Below are 24,379 nucleotides of genomic sequence, written 5' to 3'. Positions count from 1 at the left end.
ATTATTCCCGATTTTATTGCCCGGCGGCCTGACTCGGCGGGGGCATTGGGTGAGATGTCTCACTGTAGGAGCCTGCTTGCAGGCGAATGGGGGTTGCGATGTGGCCCTGAGTGTTCGTCCGCAAGGGCTGGGGACCTTTATTCCTGTTGGGCCAGGGATCTGTCGAGATCGATCGGGCGATTCATTCTGTCCACCGGGCGCACCCGCTGACCTTCCCGCAGCAGATGGGTACCGGCGGCCACGACCCAGTCGCCGGGCTGCAGGCCCGCCAGTACGGGCACCTGCTCCTCGCCGTAGGGGCCCACGGTTACCGGTGTCTTGTGCAGGGTCGATTGCTGCGGGTCCAGCACCCATACGTAGGGCTGATCGCCGTCGGCGGTGAGTGCGGACATGGGCAGTGCCAGGGCACCCCGTGAGGATTTGCCATCCACGAACACCCGCGCGCTCTGGCCGAGTTCGGCGCCGGCCTTGTCGTTGTCGAAGGCCACCCGCGCCTCAAAGGTGCGCGAGGCGGCGTCCGCCGCCGGGGACAGTTCGCGAATATGCGCTGGGAAGAGCTGGCCCGGCCGCGACCAGAGTTCCACCGCCAGCGCCTGGCCGACTTTGAAACGGCCGATAGCCTGCTCCGGCAGGTCGATACGCACTTCGCGATCGCCGTCCACTGCCAGTTCGAACACCGCCTGGCCGGCGGCGACCACCTGTCCCGCCTCCGCCAGACGCTGGGCGATAACACCGCTCTGGGGCGCTTCAAGCACTGCATAACCGGCCTGGTTGCGGGTGACATCCAGTTGCGCGCGGGCCTGCTTGAGCTGGGCGGCACTGGCATCGAAACGGCTCTCGACGGTGTCGAACTGCGAGGCGCTGACCAACTGGCGCTGCAGCAGGGCGCGGTAGCGCTCCAGTTCGCCGCTGGCCAGGCGGTGTTCCGCCTCCGCGGAGGTGAGCCTTGCGCGGGCACTGTCCAGTTCCAGGCGCAGGTCCTCGGCGTTGAGTTCCGCAAGGGGCTGGCCCCGCTCGACCCGGTCGCCCACATCCACCAGGCGCCGACTGATCTTGCCGCCGATGCGGAAGGCCAGGGCCGGTTGGGAGCGGGCGCGAACCTCGCCGGGGAACACCTCATGCAGTGCCCCGGCGACCCTCGGGTGAACCATCACCGCCGGGCGCGGTTTTTCCTCGTCTTTTTCTGGTTCCGCCGGTGAGCAGGCGGCGAGTGTCAGCCAGAGTGGCAGTGCTGCGAGCAGTAGTGGTCGGTACATAAAGGAGTCCCATTCCTTGTGCTGATAATGCACGGCACCGAGGGTGCCGGTGGTAAAACGGGCGTTAGCACTGGTCGGTAATGCTATACTGGGCAGTATAGTAATTTTATTGAACTCGCGAGTCCAGTATATGGAGAGTTATGACTGATCAGACTTCACCGGTCGCATCCCGCGGCCGCCCCAAAGACCCGGCCAAGCGCCAGGCCATCCTCGATGCAGCCAAGGAGCTGTTTCTGTCCCTGGGATTTGCCGGCACCAGTATGGATGCGGTGGCCGCAGAGGCGGGGGTGTCCAAACTCACCGTCTACAGCCACTTTTCCGACAAGGAGAGCCTGTTTTCCGCGGCGGTTGAATCCAAGTGCGTCAATCAGTTGCCGTTTCCGATGTTTACCCTGGAGAAGGACAGCCCGGTAGAGGAGATACTGAACCGCATCGGCGCGGCCTTCCTGGCCATGATTGACAGCGAGGATGCCGTCCGCCTGCTTCGCCTGATGTGCGGCATGGCATCGCAGGATGGGGAGGTGGCGCGGTTGTTCTTTGAGGCCGGCCCGAAGCGCACCCAGATGGAAATGGAGCGCCTTTTGCGCCGGGCCACGGAACTGGAGCTGCTGCAGGTGGAAGATCCGGCGGCGGCGGCGGAGTATTTCTTCGGCATGCTGCAGGGATGCCAGCACATGCGGGTGCTGATTGGCTGTTGCGACGCACCCACGGAAGCGGAAATCCGCGAGCGCGTGGAAAAGGTGGTGAAAGTTTTTTTGCGCGCTTACAGCGCCTGAATGTAGGAGGGGCGGGGCGGCCTCCGCCATGCCCGCGATCGGTGTTTGCGGCCCCCTCGATCGCGGGCATGGCCCGCTCCTACAGCACAATTCTGAAAGTGATTCGCGCGATAGCTCGGCACATCCTCGTACCTCGGCCTTCGGTCCGACAATTTTGTCCCGAGTCCCGATAAATCAGGTTTTGATCCGGTAGCCGGTACGGAAAATCCACCAGATCCCGGTCATACATAACAGCAGAAACAATAGCGTCATCCCCAGGCTGATCCCCACGTTCACATCGGAGACCCCGTAGAAGGCCCAGCGGAAGCCGCTGATCAGGTAGACCACCGGGTTGAAGAGGGTGATCTTCTGCCAGAGCTCCGGCAGCATATTGATGGAGTAGAAGGCGCCGCCGAGGAAGGTGAGCGGAGTGACCACCATCAGCGGTATCACCTGCAGTTTCTGGAAGTCGTCCGCCCAGATTCCGATGATGAAACCGAACATGCTGAAGGTGAGTGCCGTCAGCACCAGAAAGCCCAGCATCCAGAAGGGGTGCACGATTTCGTAGTCGACGAAGAAGCGCGCGGTGACCAGGATCAGCAGACCGAGGATAATCGACTTGGTAGCCGCCGCTCCCACATAGCCAGCGACGACTTCGAACGCCGATACCGGCGCCGAGAGTACCTCGTAGATGGTGCCGGAGAACTTGGGAAAGAAAATCCCGAAGGAGGCGTTGGAAATACTCTCACTGAGTAGCGACAGCATGATCAACCCGGGGATGATAAACGCCCCGTAGCTGACCCCGTCTATATCCCCCATGCGCGAGCCGATAGCGGCGCCGAACACGATAAAGTAGAGCGAGGTGGACAGCACCGGTGAGGCGATACTCTGCATCAGGGTGCGCCAGGTGCGCGCCATTTCAAACTTGTAGATAGCGCGAATGCCATACCAGTTCATTCCTGAGCCTCCTTGGTTAACTGCTGTTCACTCTCTGCATGTTTGCCCCGAACCAGGCCGACGAAAATCTCCTCCAGTGAACTCTCCCGGGTGTGCAGGTCGCGGAAATCGATATTGGCCTCATTCAGCCGGCGCAGGAACTCGGTGATGCCGGTATCGCTGCTCTTGATATCGAAGCGGTAGACCAGTTGGCTGCCGTCGGCACTGAGGGTCAGCGGCAGGTCCGCCAGGATTTCCGGCACCTTGTCCAGCGGTTCCGGCAGATGCAAGCTGAGTTCCTTCTCCCCCATCTTCTGCATCAGGGTGCGCTTGTCCTCCACCAGTATCACTTCACCGTGGTTGATGACGCCCACCCGGTCGGCCATCTCCTCGGCTTCCTCGATATAGTGGGTGGTGAGAATAATGGTCACTCCCGACTCCCGCAGTTCGCGTACCATTTCCCACATATCCTGGCGCAACTCCACGTCCACCCCGGCGGTTGGCTCGTCGAGGAACAGGATTTTGGGCTCGTGGGATAGCGCCTTGGCGATCATCACCCGGCGCTTCATGCCGCCGGACAGCGCCATGATCTTGCTGTCCCTTTTCTCCCACAGGGAAAGCTGGCGCAGCAGCTTCTCGATATAGGCGGGGTTGGGGGCCTTGCCAAACAGGCCGCGGCTGAAATTTACTGTGGCCCAAACGCTTTCGAATGCATCGGTGGCCAGTTCCTGGGGCACCAGGCCGATCTCGCTGCGCACCAGGCGGTAATCGCGCTGGATATCGTAACCGTTTGCGATAACGCTGCCGCTGGTGGGATTGACGATACCGCAGACAATACTGATCAGGGTGGTCTTGCCGGCACCATTCGGCCCCAGCAGGGCGAAGATCTCCCCGCGCTGGATATCCAGGTCTACATTTTTAAGAGCGGTAAAACCTCCGGCGTAGGTCTTGCCGAGCCCCTTGACTGAAATAATCGGTTCCACTGTGCTTCCTTCCTCAAATAAAGTTGCCCCAACCGTCTGGTCGTCTATTCCCCGGGCAATTCGACATGCTACCTCAAATTCGGTGTAGTTTACTAAGCCCCGCGCCGCGAAAACTCCCGGCTACCAGACTGTTGGAGAGTCTCTTGCGGCAAGCCGTTGACGGATCAGTCACCGGCAATTCTGTAGTTGCCGATATCGGCCTCGATTCCGAGGCGCGCCAGGATTTCGCGCGTATCGAATTCCGTTTTCCGGTGCATATCCATCACCGCCGCGCGGGCGTTCCGGATGGATTCTTCATCCTGCCACTCCACCAATGTCACCAGTATGAAACTGTCATCGGTGTGGGAGCGCTCCATAAGGAAATCGCGGATAAATCCCGGCAGCTCCTTTAACAGCTGGTGGGTCTCCCGGACCCGGGCGAGGAATTCCCCGCGGGCCGGGTTGGGTACGACGAATTTGTCCAGGCGATAGATCCGGGAATTGTCGGATGGCTCAGTCATTTTTCGATCCTCGGTGCGTGAATAAACTAGGTTCTTTCCAACAGCCGCCACAGCGTCGCGGCGGCCACGGCGCTAGCGGGAAGCAGCAGCAACATCCCGGCGAACGAAAAGCCGGCGGCAAGGCCGAAACGGTCGATCCAGGGCTGGCTGGCCAGGGGTGACAGGAACTGGCCGATAAAAATACTGGTGGTGAGCCCGCCGGAGATGCGCCCGCGCATTCGCTCCGATGCCAGATGTATGGCACTGGCGAACAGATGCGGCATCAGAGCGCCCATGCCGACGCCGTATACCGCTGTCGCGGCCATTACCGCGGCGAAGGAATCCGCTGCGGAAATCAGCAGCATGCCGGCGGCCATAAAGGCGAAGCAGAAGGCGAATAGTCCAGGGGCTCCCAGCCGCTCGCGAATGCGGCGATAGAAAAACAGCGAGGAGACAGCTCCCATCAGGTTGCCGCCGGCGATGGCCTGTCCCGCGTGGCTGGGCAACACAGTGCCGATTTCCCGCAGCAGAAACGGCAGTTGGGTCGGAATCAGGTAGAACACCAGACTGTTGAGCAGCGCCGCGGCAAACAGCGCCGCCAGCGGAAAGTAGGGCACCTGCGCCGCATTGCCCGCACTTTCGGCGGTGTCGCGATCGCGCACCGGTTCGCCGAGAAAAAACAGCGCGGCGGGCAGCAGGAGCAGGGCTATGGCGTAGACCGCGAAAGGCGCGCGCCAGTGCAGGTCTGCCAGCAGGCCGCCGAGAACGAGAAACACCACACCGCCGAAGCTGATAAAGGCACCCTGTTGCGCCATATATTTCCCCTGCTCAGCGCCGGAAAAATAATCGCCAACCAGTGCGGTGACGGAAGTCATGGTGCCGGCCACCGCGATACCCAGCAGTGCGCGGCCCACCAGTATCCCAGGCAGGCTGTCGGCCAGCAGTCCGGACACGCCCGCCAGTCCATACAGCAACACCGATGACAACAGCAACCGCCGCCGTCCGAAACGATCGGAGACAACGCCGGCAAGCGGCGCGAAGAGGGCGATAAACAGGGCCGGCAAGGTGAGTACCAGCCGAGTCAACAATTCGCTGTTGGCGCTATCAGCGAAGTGGTTTTCCAGCGCCGGCAGCGAAGGCGCGACAGTAGCCCCGGCCATCACTGTCAGCGCGGCCAGGCAGAGGAGGGTAGCCTTTCGCAGGGATAGATCTTTCCGCTCTGTCGCAGTGGCTGTTTCAAATCCGGCTTGTACGGGGTAAGGCTTCACGCGGCGATCTCCGCGTAGGGGCGATGATCGCGCGCTTCGCGCAGGGAAGTTGCCCACCAGCGCAGGTGCGCCAGCATGCACGCCAGGGAACGCTCGGCGCGGGCGGCGTCCCACAGCTGGCCGCGATCATCGAACTGCTCCCAGACGTTGATAAAGCTGACGCAGTCGCGCAGGGTGACTGCGTGCAGTTCGGCGAATACCTGGCGCAGCTGCTCCACCGCGCGCGATCCGCCGGAGATGCCACCGTAGCTGACAAAGGCCACCGGTTTGGCCTGCCACTCCGCATTGGCGGAATCGATGAGGGCTTTGAGCGGCGCCGGATAGCCGTGGTTGTACTCGGGAGTTGCGACTATGAACGCGTCGGCCCTGTCGAGGCGTCCGCGCAGATCGGCGGTGCCGGCGGCGGGATCGATCAGGTCGAGAGTGTAGTCGCCACCCTGTTCCAGTTGGGCGGCCAGCCAATTGACGATGGCGTCACAGAGGCGGCCCTCGCGGGTGCTGCCGTAAATCACGGCGAGGTGAATCCTGGTGTGCATGGTTTTCTCCCAGAGGTTGCAATCGAACGCCGCGCAGTGTAAAAGCTCAAGTTAACTTTAGGTCAATCGCTGTGACGATAAATTTTCGCTATGGCATGGGTAGAAAGATGACTATGAAGAAAGGTGGTGGCAGCACCTGCCAGGACCCGAAACTGCGCCGTGAGCTCACGGTGGGCGAGGTGGCCGAGCGCAGCGGCGTGGCGGTTTCCACCCTGCATTTCTACGAGAGCAAGGGACTGATCAAAAGCTGGCGCACCGCCGGCAACCAGCGCCGCTACGCCCGCGATGTATTGCGCCGGGTGGGTATTATCAAAGTGGCCCAGCGAACAGGCATTCCCCTGGCGGAAATCCGCGAGGCGCTGGATACGCTGCCGAACGGGCGCACACCCAACGCCCGGGATTGGGCAAAGCTCTCCGCGCGCTGGCGTGAGGATCTGGATGGGCGTATCGAACAGCTGACTTTATTGCGGGATCGGTTGGAAGGTTGTATCGGCTGCGGTTGCCTGTCCATGGACAGCTGCCCGTTGCGCAACCCGGAAGACGTGGCGGGGGGGAGAGGCAGTGGGCCGCAGTATCTTGTCAGTGATTAGTGGCTTCCCGTAGGATTTGCTTGCAGGCGAACACCCGGGACCGCGGAGCTCCAGCTCGGCAAGCGGGCCACAGGCCCGCCAAGGGGCGAACACAAGATTCGTCCCCTACAGGAAACATTCAGCCAAACAACTTGCGATAAAAATTCACCGCGCCATCCCAGGCATCCCTCGCCGCGGTTTCACTGTAGGCCAGGGGAATACCGAACTTTTCACCGCGGCCGGTGGCGGCGGGGTTGGTAAAGCCGTGTTTGACGCCGGGATAGCTGGTCAGCTGGAATTTCACTCGGCGGTTTGCATCTCTTTGACAAAGGCCGCCACCTGGTCCGCTGGAATCATGTCGTCGGCGCCGCCGACATAGACCTGGATCTCCGCCTTGACGGTGCCGGGCTCTACCTTGATATCGCTGTCCAGCGTGCCGTGGAAGCTCACCACGCCTTTCAGCTCCAATCCCAGCCGCGCCATGTTCAGTGCCACGGCGCCGCCGAAGCAGTAACCCTGGGCGGCGATGCGCGCTCCGTCGACGATTTCGTGTTTCTGCAGCAGGTCCATAGCGGTGTGGAAACGCTGTTTGACGGCCCCGGGAGTCTCGAGAACGCCATTCATCAGCGCCGCGGCATCGGTGGGGTTGTCCGCCTGCTTGCCGGAACCGAACATATCCAGCGCAAAGGCGGTATAGCCCAGGGCGGCCAGCCGGTCGGCCTGCTCGCGGACGAAATCGTTGTGGCCCCACCACTCGTGAATTACCAGAATGCCCGGACGCTCGCCGTCGATGCTGTCATCGTAGGCCAGGTACCCGGTAAACGATTCGCCGTCCACCGTGTATTCGAGTGTTTCACTGTGCATTTTTTTCCTCCTTGTCTGAGTTTACGGTGCCGTAGGGTGCGTCGTGGCAGACAACTGCTCCATGCGCTGTCTGCATGACCGCCACCCATGGCGGCCTCGCACCGGTGCAGGTTTCAGTTTTCCCAGGGTGGCCCCTTGAGTTCCACTACATTGTTTTCCGGATCGCTGACATAGATCGACGGCCCTTCGCCCTCGGCCCCGTAGCGGGATTCCACCTGCCCGGGTTCGATGTCGTTGTCGCGCAGGTACCGAAGTATCTGCTCCCCGTCGAAGGGGTCTATGCGCAGGCACACGTGATCCATATTGCGCCCCTCTTTGCCCGGTGCCGCACCGCCGGCGCGACCCAGTTTCTGGTTCACCGGCACCAGGTCGATCAGGCTGCTGCCGGCGCGCAGTTGGTAGAGGCCGATTTCCTTTTGCGTACGCTCCACGGTACAGCCGAGCAGTTGGTAAAAATCCATCATCGCCTGCAAATCGACGACGCGCAGTACGATATGGTCGATATGTTGAATCTTTAACATAGTGTCCTACACCAGTGGTGCCCTGAAAGGCTCGATGGTGACCCAGTCCCCGGTATCGCAGTTGCCACCTTCCCGCGGCAGCACGATAAAACAGTTGGCGCGGGAGAAGCCGGAGAGGATATGGCTGCCTTGTACACCGGTGCTCTGCACCACTTGCTGGCCGTCGCAGTCGCGCCAGGTGCAGCCGCGCTGGTAGTCCAGACGCCCGGGTTTCTTGGCGATGGGGTTGAGCAGCCGCGCGCGGCACTGGATCGGCGGCTGGCGATTTTCATCGCTCACGCCTTTTAGTTTCTCCAGCGCCGGCAGCACCAGCTGGTATAGGGTGACCAGGGCGGAAACGGGATTGCCGGGCAGGCCGAAAAACAGTGCCCGGCCGTTCTCCCGGGGCAGGTGACCGAAAGCGAAGGGCTTGCCTGGCTTGATCGCCAGGCGCCACAGCTCCAGTTGCCCCAGTTCCTCCAGCACTGTGCGGGTAAAATCCGCTTCGCCCACAGAGACGCCGCCGCTGGTGACGATAATGTCAGCGCTCTCCCGTGCGGCGAGAAATCCGTCGCGGATCGCCCGCGGCTCGTCCGGCAGGCAGCCGAGATCGACGATGTCCAGGTTCAATTGCGCGAGCGCCGCTTTTATCGCGATGCGGTTGCTGTCGTAGATATTTCCCTCGCCCAGTTCCGCGGCGGGGGTATTCAGGGAGCGCAGCTCGTCGCCGATGGAGAGCAGCGCGGCGCGCACCCGGCGCACAACCGTGACCTGCGCCACGCCGGCGGCGGCGAGCAGGGCGATATCCGGTACCTTGAGAGCGGTGCCGGTGTCCAGCAGGGTTTCCCCGCTGCGCACGTCCTCGCCGCGGCGGCGGATATGCTCCCCGGTTTTCGGGGCCCTGTGCAGGGTGAGGCTGTCTCCCTGCAGTTCCGCCTGTTCCTGCATCACCACCCGGTCGGCGCCCGCGGGCAGCGGCGCACCGGTGGTGATGCGCACGCACTCGCCGGCCCCGATCGCGCCGGAAAAGGGATGGCCGGCGAGGCTTTTTCCAACCAGTTGCAGGGAAGTGTCGCTCTCGCCGCAAAGCGCGTAGCCGTCCATCGCCGAGTTGTCGCAGGGGGGCAGGTCCAGTTGTGCCTGTGCCGGTTTCGCCAGCACGCGGCCGCAGGCCTGTTCCAGGGGAAGGGTTTCGGTTTCGCTCAGGGGGGCAATGGCCTCCAGCAACTGCTCGCGGGCCAGCTCAACGGAAATCAGGCCGCTCTGATGGCAGATATCGGTGGTCATGGTGTTTTATCTTTTTGTTGCGGATGGGGGGGACCTTAGCGCGGTTGGGGGGAAATGCAATAGCGCAGGGGGTGGGGGCTGACGCAGAGGCGAATATACTTTCGTCGTTCCGGCGCAGGCCGGAACCCAGGTGTCAGCACACTGGATACCGGTTTGCGTCGGTATGACGATTCAACGAGTAGTTGATTTGAAACAGCTTCTGCGAATCAGGCGGCCTGCTCCGCCAGCTTGCGCAACAGTCCGGCGATTTCCGGTTTGCAGGAACCGCAGTTGGTGCCGCAGCCGAGTTCCTCGCCCAGGGATTCCACCGAGTCGACGCCGCGTTCGATGGCTTCCTGTATCTGCTGCCGGGAAACCTGCATACAGCTGCACACCATCTGCGCGCCGGGGGGAATATTCTGCAGCAGTTGTGCCGGTGCCTCGGGCAGCGGCTGTTCCAGGCTGCTTTCCAGCACCTGGCGGTCCGGCAGGGTGCGCCAGTCTCCACCGGTAAAGACCAGTAGGTCCACCTGTCGGCCGTAGGCCAGCCAGCGCTCCCCCTGGAGCAGTCGCAGTTGCTGCCAGTGCAGGTCGTTGCGCCCGAGCAGTTGTTCGCCCAGTGCGCGCCAGTCCGGGGTTTCGCGCAGCGCCAGCTCGTAGCGGTAGCCGTCATTGCAGGGGACCCGGTACCAGTGCACCAGGTCCGCTTCCGACAGCCACTGCTGAATGCGTTCGGCGCTTTCCCGGCGGCACAGCAGGCTGGCGTAGCTGTGCACGGGCAACGGCTTCAGCTGCACCGACAGCTGCTTGAACTCCGGCTGGCCCGAGTAGGGGTCGGTGACCGGTTCCGCCAGCGCGCTGACCCGCGCCCGGTATGCCAGGGTTTCGCTCCAGTGAATGGGGGCGAACAGCTCCCCGGCCTTTTGCGCCCCGGTGAGCGCCGCGCGGCCGCAGAGGGTGCCCCGGGGGCTGCGCACTTCTACCAGCTGTCCGTCGTCGACATGCCAGTGTTTGGCATCCCGCGGGTTGATCTGTATTTCCGGCAGTTCGCTGTGGTCCAGCAATTTTCGCGCGCGGCCGGTACGGGTCATGGTGTGCCACTGGTCGCGCAGGCGGCCGCTGTTGAGCCACAGCGGGTATTCGGCGCTGCGTTTCTGCTCGGGGCTGCGCGGCTGTACCGGCACAAATTGCGCGCGGCCGCTTGCGGTATAGAAGCGCCCGTCCGCGAACAGCCGCTGGGTTCCTTCCGGATTGGCGCTGTTGACCGGCCACTGTACCGGCTGCAGCTGGTCGTATTCGCGCCGGCTGAGGTTCTCCAACGCGGAAATATCGAATGCCCGGCTGCCCGGTTTTCCGGTTTGGTTCTCAAAACCGGAGAGGGCGGCGTGCTCGCGGAAAATATCCACCGGATGGGTGTAGGCGAAGGCTTCGCCGAAGCCCATCTGCGTGGCCAGGTCGCAGATTATCTGCCAGTCGTGCCGGGCCTCGCCGGGCGGCGTCAGGAAGGACCTCTGGCGGGAAATGCGCCGCTCGGAATTGGTTACGGTGCCGTTTTTCTCCCCCCAGGTGGTGGCGGGCAGCAGCAGGTCGGCACAGCGGGCGGTGTCGGTGTCCGCCACGCAGTCGGAGACCACCACCAGCGGGCATTTTTCCAGCGCGCGGGCCACGCGTCCGGCATCCGGCATGCTCACCGCCGGGTTGGTGGCCATGATCCAGACGGCCTTGATCTCCCCGTTTTCGATAGCCCGGAAGAGATCCACCGCTTTCAGCCCCGGCTTGTTCGCCATGGAGCCCGAGCGCCAGAAGCGCCCCACGCGGTCGATATTTTCCGGGGTGAAATCCATATGCGCAGCGAGCATATTGGCCAGTCCGCCCACCTCGCGCCCGCCCATGGCATTGGGCTGGCCGGTGATGGAAAAGGGGCCGGCGCCGGGCTTTCCGATGCGCCCGGTGGCCAGGTGGCAGTTGATGATCGCGTTGTTCTTGTCGGTGCCGCTGCTGGACTGGTTGATGCCCTGGGAATAGAAGCTGATCGTTTTTTCGCTGTGCGAAAAAAGCGTAAAAAATTCCATCAGCTGGTCGAGGGGCAAGCCGCAGTATTCGGCGGTTTTCTCCGGCGTCCATTCCCCTGCGGTGTCCAGAGTCTGTGAGAAGTTTTCCGTGTGGTTCTTTATAAATTCTCTGTCAAGAGAATTTACTTCCGACAGGAAGCGGAGCAGGCCGTTGAACAGCGCCCCGTCGCTGCCGGGGGTGATCGCCAGGTGCAGGTCCGCCATCTCGCTGGTGGCGCTGGCGCGGGGGTCGATTACCACCAGCTTGGCATTTGCCGCCTGCATGCGCTGGAAGAGTATCGGGTGGGTCCAGGCGGCGTTGGAGCCCACCAGCACCACCAGTTCCGCCTCTTCCAGATCCTCGTAACAGCAGGGCACCGCGTCCGCGCCGAGCGCGCGCTTGTAGGCGGCCACCGCCGAGGACATGCACAGGCGCGAGTTGGTATCCACATTGCCGCTGCCGATAAAACCTTTCATCAGCTTGTTGGCGACGTAGTAGTCCTCGGTAAGCAACTGGCCGGACAGGTAAAAGGCCACTGAGTCGGGGCCGTGTTCGGCGATGGTGCGTTTGAACTGCCTCGCCATGAAATCCATGGCGCTGTCCCAGTCGCATTCCCTGCCGCGCAGGCGCGGGCGCAGCAGGCGGCCGTGTTCACCCAGGGTTTCCGCCAGGGCGGAACCCTTGACGCACAGGCGGCCGGCATTGGCCGGATGCTGCTCGTCGCCGGCGACCGATGCCGCCTGCTCATCGCCGCGGTTTTTCACGGTGGCTGTTACACCGCAGCCCACACCACAGTAGGGGCAGGTGGTGCAGGTCTTTTGTGCGCGAAAGTGCTCGAGTAACGCCATGTTCAGAGATCGACGGCGATGCACACGGTGTCGCCGTCAAAGGCGACTTGGTAGCTGTTCAGCTTTACGCTCTCGTCTTCGAGGCAGACGCCATCGCTCAGGCGAAAATGCTGCTTGTACAGCGGCGAGGCAACCGTGAGCTGGCCGTCCACTTCCGCAACGAGACCGCGGGCGATAACGCCGGCTTTGGAGAAGGGGTCCCAGTTGTCCAGGGCGTACAGCTCGGGCTCGCAGTCGGGAAGAAAAAAAAGGGCGATGCTTCTGTTGTTACCCAGAGAGGGATCGCCCACAAGGGCACACACACCGGAATCGGCAACCAGATCTGATCGCTTGCAGATCGGCTGCCACTGGGGGTGGGTTATGGCAACTTGGGTCATGGTTTGCTCCTGAAAAATAAGCAGCAGAAATATTTATTTGTTCTACCGGCGGAAGTCGTATCCGGCATGGCACTCCGCAGTCCTGGATTCCGGCCTTCGCCGGAATGACGGTGTTGGATGCGAAGGCCTCGATGCCGGGAACCGGTTGCGGGACTGTCGGCCGGAGGGACCCGACCGACAAGCCTCCAGGGATGGATTCACGGTGTGTCCCGCAACCGGTTCCCGGCAGCGGGGCCGCCCTTCCACCCCTTCAGTGCACCATTAGGCCGGCTCGGCAACTTTTACGATTTCCTCTTCCCGCGCCGGGCGAGGCTGGCCGCGTTCCTCCACGAAGACGATTTTCTCGTCCGCCTGGTCAGTGTTCACGAACTGGCGGAAGCGCTTGAGCATTTCCGGATCCTCGATGGCGGTCTTCCACTCGCACTGGTAGGTGCCGACGATATTGGCCATCTGCGCCTCCAGCTCCTCGCAGATTCCCAGCTTGTCATCGATGATCACCTCGCGCAGGTAATCGAGGCCGCCCTCCAGGTTTTCCAGCCACACCGAGGTGCGCTGCAGCTTGTCGGCGGTGCGCACATAGAACATCAGGATGCGGTCGATGTATTTGATCAGGGTCTCGTCGTCCAGGTCGGTGGCGAAGAGATCCGCGTGGCGCGGGCGCATGCCGCCGTTGCCGCACACGAACAGGTTCCAGCCGTTCTCGGTGGCGATAACCCCCACGTCCTTGCTCTGCGCCTCGGCGCACTCGCGGGTGCAGCCGGACACCGCCATCTTGATCTTGTGCGGCGAGCGCAGGCCCTTGTAGCGGTTCTCCACTTCCAGTGCCATGCCCACACTGTCCTGCACGCCGAAGCGGCACCAGGTGCTGCCCACACAGGACTTCACCGTGCGCAGGGATTTGCCGTAGGCGTGGCCGGTCTCGAAACCGGCGTCGATCAGTTCGCGCCAGATTTCCGGAAGCTGTTCCAGCCGCGCGCCGAACAGGTCGATGCGCTGGCCGCCGGTGATTTTGGTGTAGAGGTTGTATTTCTTCGCCACCTGGCCCAGCACGATCAGCTTGTCCGGGGTGATCTCGCCGCCGGCCACCCGCGGTACCACGGAGTAGGTGCCGTTTTTCTGCATGTTGGCCATAAAGGTGTCGTTGGTGTCCTGCAGGCCAACGTGCGGCTTCTTGTGGATATGCTCGTTCCACAGGGAGGCGAAGATCGATGCCGCCGCCGGCTTGCAGAGTTCGCAGCCGCGGCCGCTGCCATGCTTTTCCAGCAGTTCGGGAAAAGTTTTGATTTGCTCCACCTGTACGATGTGGAACAGCTCCTGCCGGGTAAAGGCGAAGTGAGGGCAGATATTGTTGTTCACTTCCACGCCCAGGGCCGCCAACTCCTCGTCCACCACGTTTTTCAGCAGCGCGGCGCAGCCGCCACAGCCGGTGGAGGCTTTGGTGGAATCCTTGACTTCGGCCAGGGAGCAGCAACCCCCCTGTACCGCGTCGACGATCTGGCCTTTGCTCACATTGTGACAGGAGCAGATTGTGGCGGTGGCGGGGAGGGCGCCGGCGCCGAGAGCGGGGGCGGCACCGTCGGCGGCCGGCAGTATCAGCTGCTCCGGGTGCTCCGGCAGCTCTATATCGTTGAGGTGGTACTGCAGCAGCTGGTCGTAGTCGCCGGTGTCGCCCACCAGTACCGCGCCGAGCAGTTTTTTGCCCTCACCATCGGTGATCATGCGCTTGTAGATGCCGCTCTGCTCGTCCACAAAAGTGATTGCCGCGGCACCCTCGGCGCGGCCGTGGGCGTCGCCGATGGAGCCCACCTGCACGCCGAGCAGTTTCAGCTTGGTGCTCATGTCGGCACCGGTGAAGACTTCACTGGTCTCGCCGCACAGTTGCGCCAGCGCGGTGCGGGCCATGGTGTAGCCGGGGGCCACCAGGCCGTAGATGAAATTGTTGTACAGGGCGCACTCGCCGATGGCGAAGATATTTTCGTCGGAAGTGCGGCAGGACTCGTCGATAGCGATGCCGCCGCGCTCGCCCAGTTGCAGGCCGGCGGACTTGGCCAGCTTGTCCTCGGGGCGGATACCGGCGGAGAAGACGATCAGGTCGGTGATGAGTTCGCGCTCGCCCTTGAACTGCATTCGCAGGCGGCCATCCACCTCCTCGATCAGTTCGGTGGCGGTGCTGGTGTGCACGGTTACGCCCAGGTCCTCGATCTTGTTTTTCAGCAGTTCCGAACCGCCCTCGTCCAGCTGTACCGACATGAGCCCCGGGGCGAATTCCACCACGTGGGCTTCCAGCCCCAGTTCCTTCAGCGCGTTGGCCGCTTCCAGGCCGAGCAGGCCGCCGCCGACCACCACGCCGATGCTGGCGCCCTGGGAGGCATTGCGGATTGCGTCCAGGTCTTCCAGGGTGCGGTAGACGAAGCATTTTTCGTGTTCGTGTCCGGGAATCGGCGGCACGAAGGGGTAGGAACCGGTAGCCAGGAGCAAGCGGTCGTAAGACTTGCTGACGCCGCTGGCGGAAGTCACGGTCTTGTTTTCCCGGTCGATGGACACGGCGGTGTCGTTCAGCAGCAGCTCGAAGCCCCACTCCCGGTACTGTTCAACCTTGCCCAGCGCCAGGTCGTCGGCGGAGCGGCCGGCGAAATACTCCGAGAGGTGCACCCGATCGTAGGCGGGCCTGGGTTCGGCACAGAAGACGGTGACGTCGAAGAGAGCCTTTTCCGGCCGCCCGGCCAGTTGCTCGAGAAAGTGGTGGCCCACCATGCCGTTGCCGATCACGATCAGTTTTTGCTTAACCATAAGTCCTGCCATCTTGTTCTGAATTTTCGGCAGGGAAGGCGCGGTGGCGTGGCACAGACGCTTCCTCTTCTGCCGAAGAGTCCAGGCGCCGTTGCCTCGTTAGGGGAATGAATTTTTGTGTTGGTACCTGTAGACATTCAAGGTTTGTGCCAACCGGGGTTTTGCGGGGTTTTGCGGGACGCCGAGGCGATATGTCGGGTCGCCTTGCAATAAATTGGTGCGCATTAAAACTGTTTGCCCCCGAATGGTGCCTGTAGCTCGTAGGAGCGGCCGTTGGTCGCGATCGGACTTGCAGGCGGGCCTGCGGCCCGCAAGCCGAGCTGGAGTTCCGCGGTTCCGGGGATTCAAAGCAAGTGCAGCAGGTGCGAGAGCAGCAGCAACAGCGCGACAAGCTGCCAGAACAGCAGCGGATTGCGCTCCATCAGAGGGCGGTCTTCTCCCGCGGCAAATTCTGCGTTGGGGGTGTGCAGGTCGTGCACGAATTCCGACAGCGCCGGATAGCGGTAGCGCGGGTCCGGAGCGCAGGCCTTCTGCAGGGCGCCGTCTATCCACTCGGGGATATCGGCGCGGTGCTGCCGGGCACTGGTGTACTGCATCCCGGCGTAGCTTTTCAACTGGTAATGGCGGCTGCCGAAACGCTCCCGGTAGGGATAGTGACCGGTGAGCAGTTCGTAGGTGATCACGCCCAGGGAAAAGATGTCCGAGCGGTGGCTGGGACTGTCGCCGAAGAAGTATTCCGGGGCGGCGTAGTTCTTGCTGCCCGGTGGCGTGCCGTCGCGAAAGCGCAGGTGTTCCGCCAGGCCCGCGGCGCTTGCGCCGCCCAGGTCGATCAGTTTCAGGCGGCCGTCCCTGGTCAGCATGATGTTTTCCGGCTTCAGGTCTCCGTGAATAATCTCCATCCGCTGCAGCCGGCGCAGGGCGCTGACCAATTGGCCGATAAAGTCGCGCACCTGCTCCAACTCCGGCCGGGGGTTCAGCTGCATCCACTGGCGCAGGTTCTGGCCGTCGATCGCCTCCATTACATGGTAGAGAAACTGCCGCTCGGGTTTGGGTGGATGAATCCTGATGATGCCGGGGTGGTCCAGGCGGCGGCCGGTCCACTCCTCGGCGATAAAGCTCTCGATATAGGCCGGGTCGTCGGCAAAGTTGACCGACGGGGTTTTTATCGCGCAGAGAGAGCCGGTTTCCGTGTCCCGCGCCAGGTACAGCTGGCTCCGGGGGCTCGCCTGCAGCTCCTGCAGGATCAGGTAGCCGTCCAGTTTGTTGCCCGGGCTCAGGTCCGGGGGAAAGGGAAGCTGGCGGTTGTGGGCCAGCAGGTCATCTCCCTCCGGCTGGGCCACCCGCTCAACCCGGCACACGGCCGCGCTCAGGTTGTCGCCGGAACCCGCGGCCAGAGCGGCGTCCACCAGTGCCCGGGCCGGATCGTCATCCCCGCGCTGCAGGATTTCCGCCATCGTCGCCGGGGGCAGGTGTTCGTGCACGCCGTCGCTGGTCAGCAGGTAGATATCCCCGGGGTGCAAGGGTTCGCGGCGGTAGTCCACTTCCACATGGGCGTCCATTCCCAGGGCGCGGCTCAAAAAGGTCCGGCCGGGGCCGAGGGCGCGGCTGTGGTCGCGGGTGAGGCATTCCAGCCTGCCGTCGCGCAGCCGATGGATGCGGGAATCGCCGATATGGATCAGGTGGGCACTGGCGCCCTTGAAGATGACCGCGGAGAAAGTGGTGAGCCAGCCCTGGGCTATCTCCCCGCCGCCTCCCTGGCGGTGGAGCCAGCCGTTCAGGGATTGCAACACCCGCGCCGCGGCCTGTTTTATGGTCCAGGTCTCGGGGGTGCTGTAGTAGTCGGACAGGAAGCCGCTGACCGCCGCCCGGGCCGCCGCGCCACCGGCTTCCGCGGAGGCGACGCCGTCGGCCACCGCGGCCAGGGCGCCGCGGTAGCGCAGTTCGACACCGCCGGGCACGCAGGTCGCGCAGGCATCGTCGTTGTGCTCGCGGCGGCCGGCGAGAGAGGCACTGGAGAATTCCAGGGCCTCGACGGTGGTACGGCTCGGTGCTTCCAGCTTAAGCGACATCGATCAGCGACACGCTGCCGTCCGGCAGTACTTCGGCCATGTGCCCCTCGGGTTCTTCCATCAGAAGGGTGGCGGCGAAGCCCAGCACCGCGGTGGCGGCGATCACCAGGAAGAAGACCTGGTAGGAAACCAGGCTGAGCACGGTGAGGTAGAAGACCGCACCGACATTGCCGTAGGCGCCGGTCATACCGGCGATCTGGCCGGTGAGGCGGCGCTTGATCAGCGGCACCACCGCAAACACCGCGCCTTCGCCCGCCTGCACAAAGAAGGAGCAGGCCATCGCCGCGCATACCGCCAGGTACAGGGGCCACTGCGCATTGATCTGGCTCATGGCGAAGTAGCCCAGCGCCAGGCCGATAACCAGGATCAGCAGGGTGGACTTGCGTCCATAGCGGTCGCTGAACAGCCCCCCGGCGGGGCGCGACACCAGGTTCATGAAGGCGTAACCGGAGGCCAGCAGGCCGGCCTTGACCGGGTCCAGCTCGAAGGTTTCGGAAAAGAACAGGGGCAGCATGGAGACCACCGCCAGCTCGGAGCCAAAGGTGGCGAAATAGAGCAGGTTGAGCACCGCCACCTGTTTGAATTTGTAGCGGTGGATGGGCGCCGGCGGGTTGGTGAATACCTCGCGGTTGATGCTCCAGGTTTTCCTGGCGTCGAGCAGGTAGAGAAGTCCCAGGCCGCAATAAATCAGAGTGGCCCAGAAGCTGGATATCATGTTGACCCCCGTGGAGAGCTTCCAGGTGAGCAGCGCCAGCGCCGCGTACATGGGCACTTTCATCACCAGCAGCAGTACGAAATCCCCCGTGCTGGTCACTTCCATGGCACCGATTTTCTTCGGCTTGAAATAAGTGGAACCCTTGGGGGTGTCTGTGACCGTGGCGTAGTAGATAAAACTGTACACCAGCGCCATCAAACCGGTGAGGCCGATGGCGTAGCGCCAGCCGTCGTCCCCGCCGAAAATCAGCGCGACGGTGGGCAGGGTCATGGCCGCGGCGGCGGAGCCGAAATTGCCCCAGCCGCCGTAGATGCCCTCGGCGGTGCCCAGTTGGCGCGCCGGAAACCACTCGGACACCATGCGGATACCGACCACAAAGCCCGCGCCGATAAAGCCCAGCAGGAAGCGGCCCACGGCGGCCTGCACGAAGCTGTCCGCCAGCGCGAAGATAAAACAGGGCACGCTGCCCACCGCCAGCAGCAGCGAATAGGTGAGGCGCGGGCCGTATTTGTCGGTGAGCATGCCGATCACGATGCGCGCAGGGATGGTCAGCGCCACATTGAGGATCAGCAGGGTTTTCACCTGGTCCGGGGTGAGCGACAGGCTGTCGGCAATGGCCATCAGCAGTGGTGCATGGCTGAACCAGGCGAAGAATGAGATAAAGAAGGCCACCCACGTGAGGTGGAGGATTTTGGTTTTCCCGCGGAAGGAAAACAGGTTCAGGGTATCGCTGGACATGGTGGTTTCCTTTTATTCGATTTTGCCGCGGGCATAAAAAAAGCCCACGGGGTTCGGCCTGGGGCCGCTGCCGGTGGACTTCGTTGTCCGTTCATTGATTTTTTGCCACAGGGGCGAACACAAGGTTCGCCCCTACACGCAAATCGTCATGTGGGTTTGGTATTCAAATTACGTGCCATCACTTTTGGCGCTGCAGGAACTCCTCTGTCTGCCGGTACAGCTCCGGGCGGAATGCCCCCGCGGCCTGCGCATTTACCTGGGAGAATTCCCCGCAGAGTTCCAGCAGCTGTGCTGCTTTCTCCTCCGTGGGGCTGCCGTAGTCTCCATCGGCGAACAGGTGCCAGCCGCTATTGGCCGCGGCATCGGAATCGCTGCGGCGATACAGCTGGTCCGCCAGTGACGGTGCCACCACCTCTTCCGGCAGCCCCAGGTATTCCTCCCGCGCCAGCAGCGCGGTGGCGTCCCGGCGTTGGGCGGGCTCTGCCAGCCAGCGGCAGGCCTGCAGCAGTGCGGCGCGCAGGGCCATGTGGGCAACCGGGTGAGCGTTGTGCCAGCTTTCGGTGACCGCCAGCACCTTCTCCGGCATGGCGGGCAGCAGTGTATTGCAGGGGGTGGCGATTGCGCCGATGCCCCTGCGCGCGGCCATGGTGTTCCAGGGTTCACCCACGCAATAGCCGTCGATTTCCCCCCGCTCCAGGTTGTCCACCATCTGTTCCGGCGGCAGCACCAGCAGTTGCAGGTCCCGGTCCGGATCGATCTTCGCGGTGCGCAGCCAGTGGCGCAGCTGCAATGCGTGACTGGAAAATGGGTATACGGTGGCGAAGCGCAGCGGCGCTTCGTCACTTGGGCGCGCGCGCAGGTATTCCTTCAGCGCTCGGCCGACCTGCCCGCCGTCGCAGTCGCAGTCACCCGCTGGCAGTGGCAGCTTGCGATAGAGGGATTCCGCCAGGGTGATGGCGTTGCCGTTGCAGCTCAGGATCAGGCCGCTCAGCAGTCGCTCTCCACACTGGGGGAGGGTTTGTGCCAGGGTCAGCGGCATGGGGGCGAGCATGGCGGCGGCGTCGGCGGCGCCGCCGATCAGCTTGTCGCGCAGAGTGGCCCAGGAGGTCTCCCGCTGCAGTTGTACTTTGAGCCCGAAGCGGCTGAAAAAGCCCATTTCCCGGGCGACGATCAGCGGCGCGCTGTCGGTGAGGCGCAGGTAGAGCAGCTTGAGGTGATTCTTTTCCGGGCTCAGGGAAGTAGGCATGGGTCGCTCAATTTTTTGGGGCTGAAGGCTCAATTTCCGGGCTGAAGATGTTGAATAATTCGCTCCGCCACCACGCGCATGGTGGAGTTACTGCTCATGGCCAGGTTGCGCAGGGTCTTGTGCGCGGCCTCTTCGCTGAGGTTCTTCTTGGCCATCAGCAGGCCCTTGGCCCGCTCGATGGCCTTGCGTTCGTCCAGTTGCTGGCGGGTGCGCTCCAGGGATTGGCGCAATTGCTGGTAGCTGCGGAACTGCGCCATGGCGATCTCGATCGCCGGTGCCACCCGCTCTGCGCTGATGCCCTCGGCCATATAGGCGCTCACACCGGCCTCCACTGCGCGGGCGATAAAGCCCGCGTCGCCGCGGGGGGAGAACATGGCTACCGGGGTGGGATTCTGGCGGTTGATGATCGCCAGGCTTTCGAGGATGTCGCGGTCCGGTGACTCGATATCGATCAGCACGATATCCGGCCGGTGTCTCTCCACATGGAGGAGCAGCCCCTCGGCGCTATTGAGCTGGGCCAGCAGTCGATAGCCGGCCGAGCGCAGCTGGGCACAGACCATTTCCGCCCGTTCGGGGTGGTCGTCGACCAGCATTATGCCGAGAGATTTATTCATCGCTATTCAGTGTCTTATTGTCAGTGACCGGTCTCTGCAGTCCGGTGCCAGCAGTTCGGATCAACAACCCGGTGACACCGAATGCCGCCGGGCTTTCTCTTGCCGCTGGGGAAAAGCAATCAAAAGCTGTGCCAAACGCCAATTTCCAGGTAAACCGCCGGTGGCGGGCTGTGCTACCTTTAGTGGGACCTGTGGCTTTTGCACATTCATGGTGCGGGAGGTGATATGGCGGCCTGTTTTTGGTGCGCATTGAATGTCCCTGCCTTGTTTTGGGCCTTGTGAGGGTGCGGGAACCGGTGGCATGATGATTGCGTTGAATTTTGACGTTGATTTTGAACCCGAACTTGAGCGTTCTCCCGGAGGCTGCCAGCTCAGGACATCCAAACCGATACAAACAAACATTCACAAACACCGAGCCCTCAAACCTAAGTTCTCCGAATAGGGTTTGTTGGCCGTGAACCGGTCTGTCCGGTTCACCAGGGTCGGCGGAGAAATCCGTCGGCCTCCCGAACTTGGAAAGGCGTTTGATGCTAGAAGACAATCTCGGGCGCAGGTTCTATTACCTGCGCCTGTCCGTGACCGATGTGTGCAACTTCCGCTGCAACTACTGCCTGCCGGAAGGCTACACCGCGGCGGACGACAGCCCTCACCTCACCTCCGCCGAAACGGCGACGGTGATCCGCGCCTTTGCCAGCCTGGGCACGCAGAAAGTGCGCTTGACCGGCGGAGAGCCCTCCCTGCGCGCCGATCTCCCGGAAATCATCGCCGCTGCCAAAGGCACCGCCGGCATCCGCCGTGTGGCGGTGACCAGCAATGGCTATAAGCTGCCCAGGGTGATCGATGGCTGGCGGCGGGCGGGTCTGGATCAGCTCAATATCAGCATCGATAGCCTGCAGCCGGACGAATTCGCGCGGATTACCGGCCACGACTGCCTCCCGAAGGTGCTCGAAGGAATCGACCGCGCCCTCGAACTGGGCGTGACCACCAAGGTCAACGCGGTGCTGCTCTGCGACGGTGCGGGGCGGCGCCTGCGGGACTTCCTGCGCTGGCTCCGGGACACACCGGTCACCCTCCGCTTTATCGAACTGATGCGCACCGGAGACAACCGGGAATTCTTTGCCAGCAACCACCTGCGCGGCGAGACCATCGAAGGGCAACTGGTGCGCGACGGCTGGCAACTGTTGCCCCGCGAGCGCGACGCCGGTCCGGCGCGAGAATACAGCCACCCCGATTTCCGCGGACGCATCGGCCTGATTACCCCCTACAGCGAGGATTTCTGCAGCAGCTGCAACCGCCTGCGGATTTCCGCCCAGGGGCGCCTGCACCTGTGCCTGTTTGCGGAGCAGGGCATGGACCTGCTCGAGGAGATCCGCCGCGGCGACACCGAGGTGCTCGCGGAGAGAATTCGCGCGCTGGTGACACAAAAAGCACCCAGTCACTATCTGCAGCAGGAGCGGGTGGGAGCCACGCGCAACCTGGCGATGCTCGGGGGATGAAAGTCTGCCCCGTGATACTCGCCGGCGGCCAGTCCCGACGAATGGGGCGGGATAAGGCGCTGCTGCAATTGCCCGGCGGGCAGACCCTGCTGCAGCGGGCGCAGTCGCTGCTGAGTAGTCTGCATGCTGCCGCGGGTGTGGAGTTCCTGCCTCCGCTGGTCAGCGGAAACCGCCCCAGCGGCATTGCGGACAGCGAACCCGTCCGCGGACCACTGGGCGGACTGCACGCGGTGGCTGAACACCTCCGCCGGGAACAAATAGCCTGCGATGCGCTGCTGGCCATTCCGGTGGATATGCCGCTGCTGGGGGCCGAGCAGCTGGAAAAACTTTGCGCCGAAGGGGTTGGAAGCGGAGAGGGAGCACTCTGTTTTGGTCGCTGTTATCTGCCGCTTTGGCTGCGCCTGGATGAATCCAGCCGCGATTGCCTTCAGGGGGCCATAACGCCGGGAAAAGAGGCCTCGGTAAAGGCGCTGGTCAGGGAATTGGGAGGGCGGCAGCTGGAAATGCCGCCGGGAAACTGGCACATCAACGTGAATCGCCCGGAAGAATTTGCAGAAATCTACGGGGCAGAGAGGCTTTTGTAACTTTGTAGGATGGGCAAAGCTCGCGTAACGGGCGTGTCCATCAAATACTGGTATTTACTACAACGGTTATTTGTAACTGCTCATCCCCGCCGCTCCTACAGGGTGGTTCGCTTAAGCCAATGCACATTCCCTATGAGTGAGTAGTTACGGTTATTTTTGAAAATTGAGAGAATTTCAATGCAGCAGACAGAAAAAGGCACAGCGCTAACCATCGCCATACTGACAGTATCCGATACCCGCACCGAAGAGACGGACACCTCCGGTCAATACCTGGCTGAAGTTGTCGGGGCTGCGGGTCACCGGCTGTGGGAAAAGAAAATTGTTCCCGACGATATCTATCAGCTGCGCGCCCAGGTTTCCCAGTGGATCGCCGAGCAAGGGGTGCAGGTGATCCTGACCACCGGCGGCACCGGCTTCAGTGGCCGCGATTCCACCCCAGAGGCGCTGGCGCCACTGTTCGACAAACAGGTGGAGGGCTTCGGTGAACTTTTCCGGGCCATTTCTTTCGAGGAGATCGGCTCTTCCACCATCCAGTCCCGCGCACTGGCCGGGATCGCCAACAACACCTTGATCTGCTGTATGCCCGGCTCTACCGGCGCCTGCCGTACCGCCTGGGAAAACATCCTCCGCGAACAGTTGGATTCGCGGCACCGCCCGTGCAATTTCGTCGCGCACCTGAAGGGGAGGGCACAGTAATGAGTCTGACGCACCTCAACCGGCGCGGCGAGGCCTGTATGGTGGATGTCACCGACAAGTCGGTGACCGAACGCAGCGCGCGCGCTGAATCCTGCGTGCAGATGAGTACGGATGCCTTTGAGCAAATGCTCGCGGGGCAGAATAAAAAGGGCGACGTGTTGGCCACCGCGCGTATCGCCGGCATCCAGGCGGCGAAGAAAACTGCCGACCTGATCCCCCTCTGCCATCCACTGGCGCTCACCAAGGTGCAGTTGGATTTTGTTTTGGAGCGCGAGACCCTCAGCGTCAGAATTCTCAGTTTCTGCCGCCTGGCCGGGCGCACCGGGGTGGAAATGGAAGCGCTGACCGCGGCTTCGGTGGCGGCGTTGACTATTTATGATATGTGCAAGGCGGTGGACCCGGCCATGGTGATCGGCCCCACTCGTCTGTTGGAAAAAAGCGGCGGCAAGCTGGGTCACTGGCGACGGGCGCCGGACCTGGAGGAGGAGTACTGGTGATCAGGGTATTGTTTTTCGCCGGGCTGCGGGAAAAGCTCGATTGCGCCGCACTGGAAGTGGACAGCGGGGGCCTCGAGACCCTGGCGGATCTGCGCGAGAAACTGGGCGAGCGCGGCGATCCATGGCGGCGGGCGCTGGCAGACGCCAGCCTGCAGATGGCGCTCAACCAGCATCTCGCTACGGCGGCCAGCCCGGTGGCGGCCGGTGACGAAGTGGCTTTCTTTCCGCCAGTCACCGGAGGCTGA

The 24,379-nt window shown here is 62.7% G+C and carries 22 protein-coding genes, 1 pseudogene and 1 riboswitch; of the genes and pseudogenes, 7 read left to right on the top strand and 16 right to left on the bottom strand.

Going from position 1 to position 24,379, the window contains the following annotated elements:
• Positions 1 to 137: 137 nt before the first annotated feature.
• Positions 138 to 1,256 carry an efflux RND transporter periplasmic adaptor subunit gene (locus tag FHS09_RS02355; protein WP_183456325.1) on the bottom strand — a complete coding sequence of 373 codons (1,119 nt, stop codon included), beginning with the start codon at positions 1,254 to 1,256 and terminating at the stop codon, positions 138 to 140.
• 140 nt (positions 1,257 to 1,396) lie between these two features.
• Between FHS09_RS02355 and FHS09_RS02350 the strand changes: the two genes are divergently transcribed.
• A complete protein-coding gene (locus tag FHS09_RS02350; RefSeq protein WP_183456323.1) occupies positions 1,397 to 2,032 on the top strand; it encodes a TetR/AcrR family transcriptional regulator in 636 nt (211 codons plus the stop codon).
• A gap of 174 nt (positions 2,033 to 2,206) precedes the next feature.
• Here FHS09_RS02350 and FHS09_RS02345 read toward each other — a convergent pair whose 3' ends face one another.
• From FHS09_RS02345 to FHS09_RS02325, 5 genes are all read right to left on the bottom strand, one after another.
• Complete coding sequence (locus FHS09_RS02345; RefSeq protein ID WP_183456321.1) at positions 2,207 to 2,968, bottom strand: ABC transporter permease; 762 nt, start codon at positions 2,966 to 2,968, stop codon at positions 2,207 to 2,209.
• On the bottom strand, positions 2,965 to 3,930 hold the full coding sequence (locus FHS09_RS02340) for an ATP-binding cassette domain-containing protein (protein ID WP_183456319.1): 966 nt from the start codon (positions 3,928 to 3,930) through the stop codon (positions 2,965 to 2,967). Before FHS09_RS02340 ends, FHS09_RS02345 begins: the two co-directional genes overlap by 4 nt.
• A gap of 164 nt (positions 3,931 to 4,094) precedes the next feature.
• Positions 4,095 to 4,430, bottom strand: coding sequence for an antibiotic biosynthesis monooxygenase family protein (locus FHS09_RS02335; protein ID WP_183456317.1), 336 nt, complete (start codon positions 4,428 to 4,430; stop codon positions 4,095 to 4,097).
• A gap of 26 nt (positions 4,431 to 4,456) precedes the next feature.
• Positions 4,457 to 5,677, bottom strand: a complete 1,221-nt coding sequence (locus tag FHS09_RS02330) for an MFS transporter (RefSeq protein WP_183456315.1) — start codon at positions 5,675 to 5,677, stop codon at positions 4,457 to 4,459.
• Positions 5,674 to 6,213 (bottom strand): NADPH-dependent FMN reductase, encoded by a 540-nt coding sequence (locus FHS09_RS02325; RefSeq protein ID WP_183456313.1) that lies wholly within the window; start codon positions 6,211 to 6,213, stop codon positions 5,674 to 5,676. The genes FHS09_RS02330 and FHS09_RS02325 overlap by 4 nt, the downstream gene beginning before the upstream one ends.
• Positions 6,214 to 6,320: 107 nt before the next feature.
• Here FHS09_RS02325 and soxR point away from each other — a divergent pair, with 107 nt between their 5' ends.
• Positions 6,321 to 6,803: a redox-sensitive transcriptional activator SoxR gene (gene soxR, locus FHS09_RS02320; RefSeq protein ID WP_281383049.1), complete on the top strand. Its 483-nt coding sequence runs from the start codon at positions 6,321 to 6,323 to the stop codon at positions 6,801 to 6,803.
• A gap of 118 nt (positions 6,804 to 6,921) precedes the next feature.
• Here the strand turns inward: soxR and FHS09_RS02315 are convergent.
• The 10 genes and pseudogenes from FHS09_RS02315 to FHS09_RS02270 all read right to left on the bottom strand — a co-directional run bounded on the left by FHS09_RS02315 (position 6,922) and on the right by FHS09_RS02270 (position 20,861).
• Positions 6,922 to 7,646 (bottom strand): annotated as a pseudogene (locus tag FHS09_RS02315) (dienelactone hydrolase family protein).
• 113 nt (positions 7,647 to 7,759) lie between these two features.
• Complete coding sequence (locus FHS09_RS02310; RefSeq protein ID WP_183456311.1) at positions 7,760 to 8,167, bottom strand: VOC family protein; 408 nt, start codon at positions 8,165 to 8,167, stop codon at positions 7,760 to 7,762.
• 6 nt (positions 8,168 to 8,173) lie between these two features.
• On the bottom strand, positions 8,174 to 9,433 hold the full coding sequence (moeA, locus tag FHS09_RS02305) for a molybdopterin molybdotransferase MoeA (RefSeq protein WP_183456309.1): 1,260 nt from the start codon (positions 9,431 to 9,433) through the stop codon (positions 8,174 to 8,176).
• Between the two features lie 206 nt (positions 9,434 to 9,639).
• Positions 9,640 to 12,312, bottom strand: a complete 2,673-nt coding sequence (locus FHS09_RS02300; RefSeq protein WP_183456307.1) for a nitrate reductase — start codon at positions 12,310 to 12,312, stop codon at positions 9,640 to 9,642.
• A 2-nt stretch (positions 12,313 to 12,314) separates the two neighbouring features.
• Positions 12,315 to 12,689: a nitrite reductase small subunit NirD gene (gene nirD / locus FHS09_RS02295; RefSeq protein WP_183456305.1), complete on the bottom strand. Its 375-nt coding sequence runs from the start codon at positions 12,687 to 12,689 to the stop codon at positions 12,315 to 12,317.
• A 261-nt stretch (positions 12,690 to 12,950) separates the two neighbouring features.
• Positions 12,951 to 15,479 (bottom strand): nitrite reductase large subunit NirB, encoded by a 2,529-nt coding sequence (nirB, locus tag FHS09_RS02290; protein WP_183456303.1) that lies wholly within the window; start codon positions 15,477 to 15,479, stop codon positions 12,951 to 12,953.
• Positions 15,480 to 15,823: 344 nt separating this feature from the next.
• Positions 15,824 to 17,548, bottom strand: coding sequence for a bifunctional protein-serine/threonine kinase/phosphatase (locus tag FHS09_RS02285; RefSeq protein ID WP_183456301.1), 1,725 nt, complete (start codon positions 17,546 to 17,548; stop codon positions 15,824 to 15,826).
• Positions 17,538 to 19,001, bottom strand: coding sequence for a NarK family nitrate/nitrite MFS transporter (locus FHS09_RS02280; RefSeq protein WP_183456299.1), 1,464 nt, complete (start codon positions 18,999 to 19,001; stop codon positions 17,538 to 17,540). Before FHS09_RS02280 ends, FHS09_RS02285 begins: the two co-directional genes overlap by 11 nt.
• 178 nt (positions 19,002 to 19,179) lie before the next feature.
• Entirely contained in the window at positions 19,180 to 20,247 is a 1,068-nt protein-coding gene (locus FHS09_RS02275) for a CmpA/NrtA family ABC transporter substrate-binding protein (RefSeq protein WP_183456297.1), read from the bottom strand.
• Between the two features lie 29 nt (positions 20,248 to 20,276).
• Positions 20,277 to 20,861: an ANTAR domain-containing response regulator gene (locus tag FHS09_RS02270; protein ID WP_246394330.1), complete on the bottom strand. Its 585-nt coding sequence runs from the start codon at positions 20,859 to 20,861 to the stop codon at positions 20,277 to 20,279.
• A 397-nt stretch (positions 20,862 to 21,258) separates the two neighbouring features.
• Positions 21,259 to 21,400, top strand: a riboswitch (molybdenum cofactor riboswitch).
• Here FHS09_RS02270 and moaA point away from each other — a divergent pair.
• From moaA to moaD, 5 genes are all read left to right on the top strand, one after another.
• Positions 21,389 to 22,357 (top strand): GTP 3',8-cyclase MoaA, encoded by a 969-nt coding sequence (moaA, locus tag FHS09_RS02265; protein ID WP_183456295.1) that lies wholly within the window; start codon positions 21,389 to 21,391, stop codon positions 22,355 to 22,357. It overlaps the preceding riboswitch by 12 nt.
• Positions 22,354 to 22,941 (top strand): molybdenum cofactor guanylyltransferase, encoded by a 588-nt coding sequence (mobA, locus tag FHS09_RS02260; RefSeq protein ID WP_183456293.1) that lies wholly within the window; start codon positions 22,354 to 22,356, stop codon positions 22,939 to 22,941. The genes moaA and mobA overlap by 4 nt, the downstream gene beginning before the upstream one ends.
• 177 nt (positions 22,942 to 23,118) lie before the next feature.
• Positions 23,119 to 23,637, top strand: a complete 519-nt coding sequence (moaB, locus tag FHS09_RS02255) for a molybdenum cofactor biosynthesis protein B (protein ID WP_183456291.1) — start codon at positions 23,119 to 23,121, stop codon at positions 23,635 to 23,637.
• Positions 23,637 to 24,134, top strand: coding sequence for a cyclic pyranopterin monophosphate synthase MoaC (gene moaC / locus FHS09_RS02250; RefSeq protein ID WP_183456289.1), 498 nt, complete (start codon positions 23,637 to 23,639; stop codon positions 24,132 to 24,134). The genes moaB and moaC overlap by 1 nt, the downstream gene beginning before the upstream one ends.
• Entirely contained in the window at positions 24,131 to 24,379 is a 249-nt protein-coding gene (gene moaD / locus FHS09_RS02245; protein WP_183456287.1) for a molybdopterin converting factor subunit 1, read from the top strand. Before moaC ends, moaD begins: the two co-directional genes overlap by 4 nt.

This window comes from Microbulbifer rhizosphaerae (assembly GCF_014191725.1).
GTDB lineage: Bacteria > Pseudomonadota > Gammaproteobacteria > Pseudomonadales > Cellvibrionaceae > Microbulbifer > Microbulbifer rhizosphaerae.
Note: the sequence above shows the minus strand (reverse complement) of the source record. Positions and strands in the feature narration are given on the sequence as shown.

Coding starts and splice junctions, on each gene's coding strand:
- FHS09_RS02355 (WP_183456325.1), bottom strand. CDS start 1,256: ATGTACCGACCACTACTGCTCGCAGCACTGCCACTCTGGCTGACACTC.
- FHS09_RS02350 (WP_183456323.1), top strand. CDS start 1,397: ATGACTGATCAGACTTCACCGGTCGCATCCCGCGGCCGCCCCAAAGAC.
- FHS09_RS02345 (WP_183456321.1), bottom strand. CDS start 2,968: ATGAACTGGTATGGCATTCGCGCTATCTACAAGTTTGAAATGGCGCGC.
- FHS09_RS02335 (WP_183456317.1), bottom strand. CDS start 4,430: ATGACTGAGCCATCCGACAATTCCCGGATCTATCGCCTGGACAAATTC.
- FHS09_RS02325 (WP_183456313.1), bottom strand. CDS start 6,213: ATGCACACCAGGATTCACCTCGCCGTGATTTACGGCAGCACCCGCGAG.
- soxR (WP_281383049.1), top strand. CDS start 6,321: ATGACTATGAAGAAAGGTGGTGGCAGCACCTGCCAGGACCCGAAACTG.
- FHS09_RS02310 (WP_183456311.1), bottom strand. CDS start 8,167: ATGTTAAAGATTCAACATATCGACCATATCGTACTGCGCGTCGTCGAT.
- moeA (WP_183456309.1), bottom strand. CDS start 9,433: ATGACCACCGATATCTGCCATCAGAGCGGCCTGATTTCCGTTGAGCTG.
- FHS09_RS02300 (WP_183456307.1), bottom strand. CDS start 12,312: ATGGCGTTACTCGAGCACTTTCGCGCACAAAAGACCTGCACCACCTGC.
- nirD (WP_183456305.1), bottom strand. CDS start 12,689: ATGACCCAAGTTGCCATAACCCACCCCCAGTGGCAGCCGATCTGCAAG.
- nirB (WP_183456303.1), bottom strand. CDS start 15,479: ATGGTTAAGCAAAAACTGATCGTGATCGGCAACGGCATGGTGGGCCAC.
- FHS09_RS02285 (WP_183456301.1), bottom strand. CDS start 17,548: ATGTCGCTTAAGCTGGAAGCACCGAGCCGTACCACCGTCGAGGCCCTG.
- FHS09_RS02280 (WP_183456299.1), bottom strand. CDS start 19,001: ATGTCCAGCGATACCCTGAACCTGTTTTCCTTCCGCGGGAAAACCAAA.
- FHS09_RS02275 (WP_183456297.1), bottom strand. CDS start 20,247: ATGCCTACTTCCCTGAGCCCGGAAAAGAATCACCTCAAGCTGCTCTAC.
- FHS09_RS02270 (WP_246394330.1), bottom strand. CDS start 20,861: ATGAATAAATCTCTCGGCATAATGCTGGTCGACGACCACCCCGAACGG.
- moaA (WP_183456295.1), top strand. CDS start 21,389: ATGCTAGAAGACAATCTCGGGCGCAGGTTCTATTACCTGCGCCTGTCC.
- mobA (WP_183456293.1), top strand. CDS start 22,354: ATGAAAGTCTGCCCCGTGATACTCGCCGGCGGCCAGTCCCGACGAATG.
- moaB (WP_183456291.1), top strand. CDS start 23,119: ATGCAGCAGACAGAAAAAGGCACAGCGCTAACCATCGCCATACTGACA.
- moaC (WP_183456289.1), top strand. CDS start 23,637: ATGAGTCTGACGCACCTCAACCGGCGCGGCGAGGCCTGTATGGTGGAT.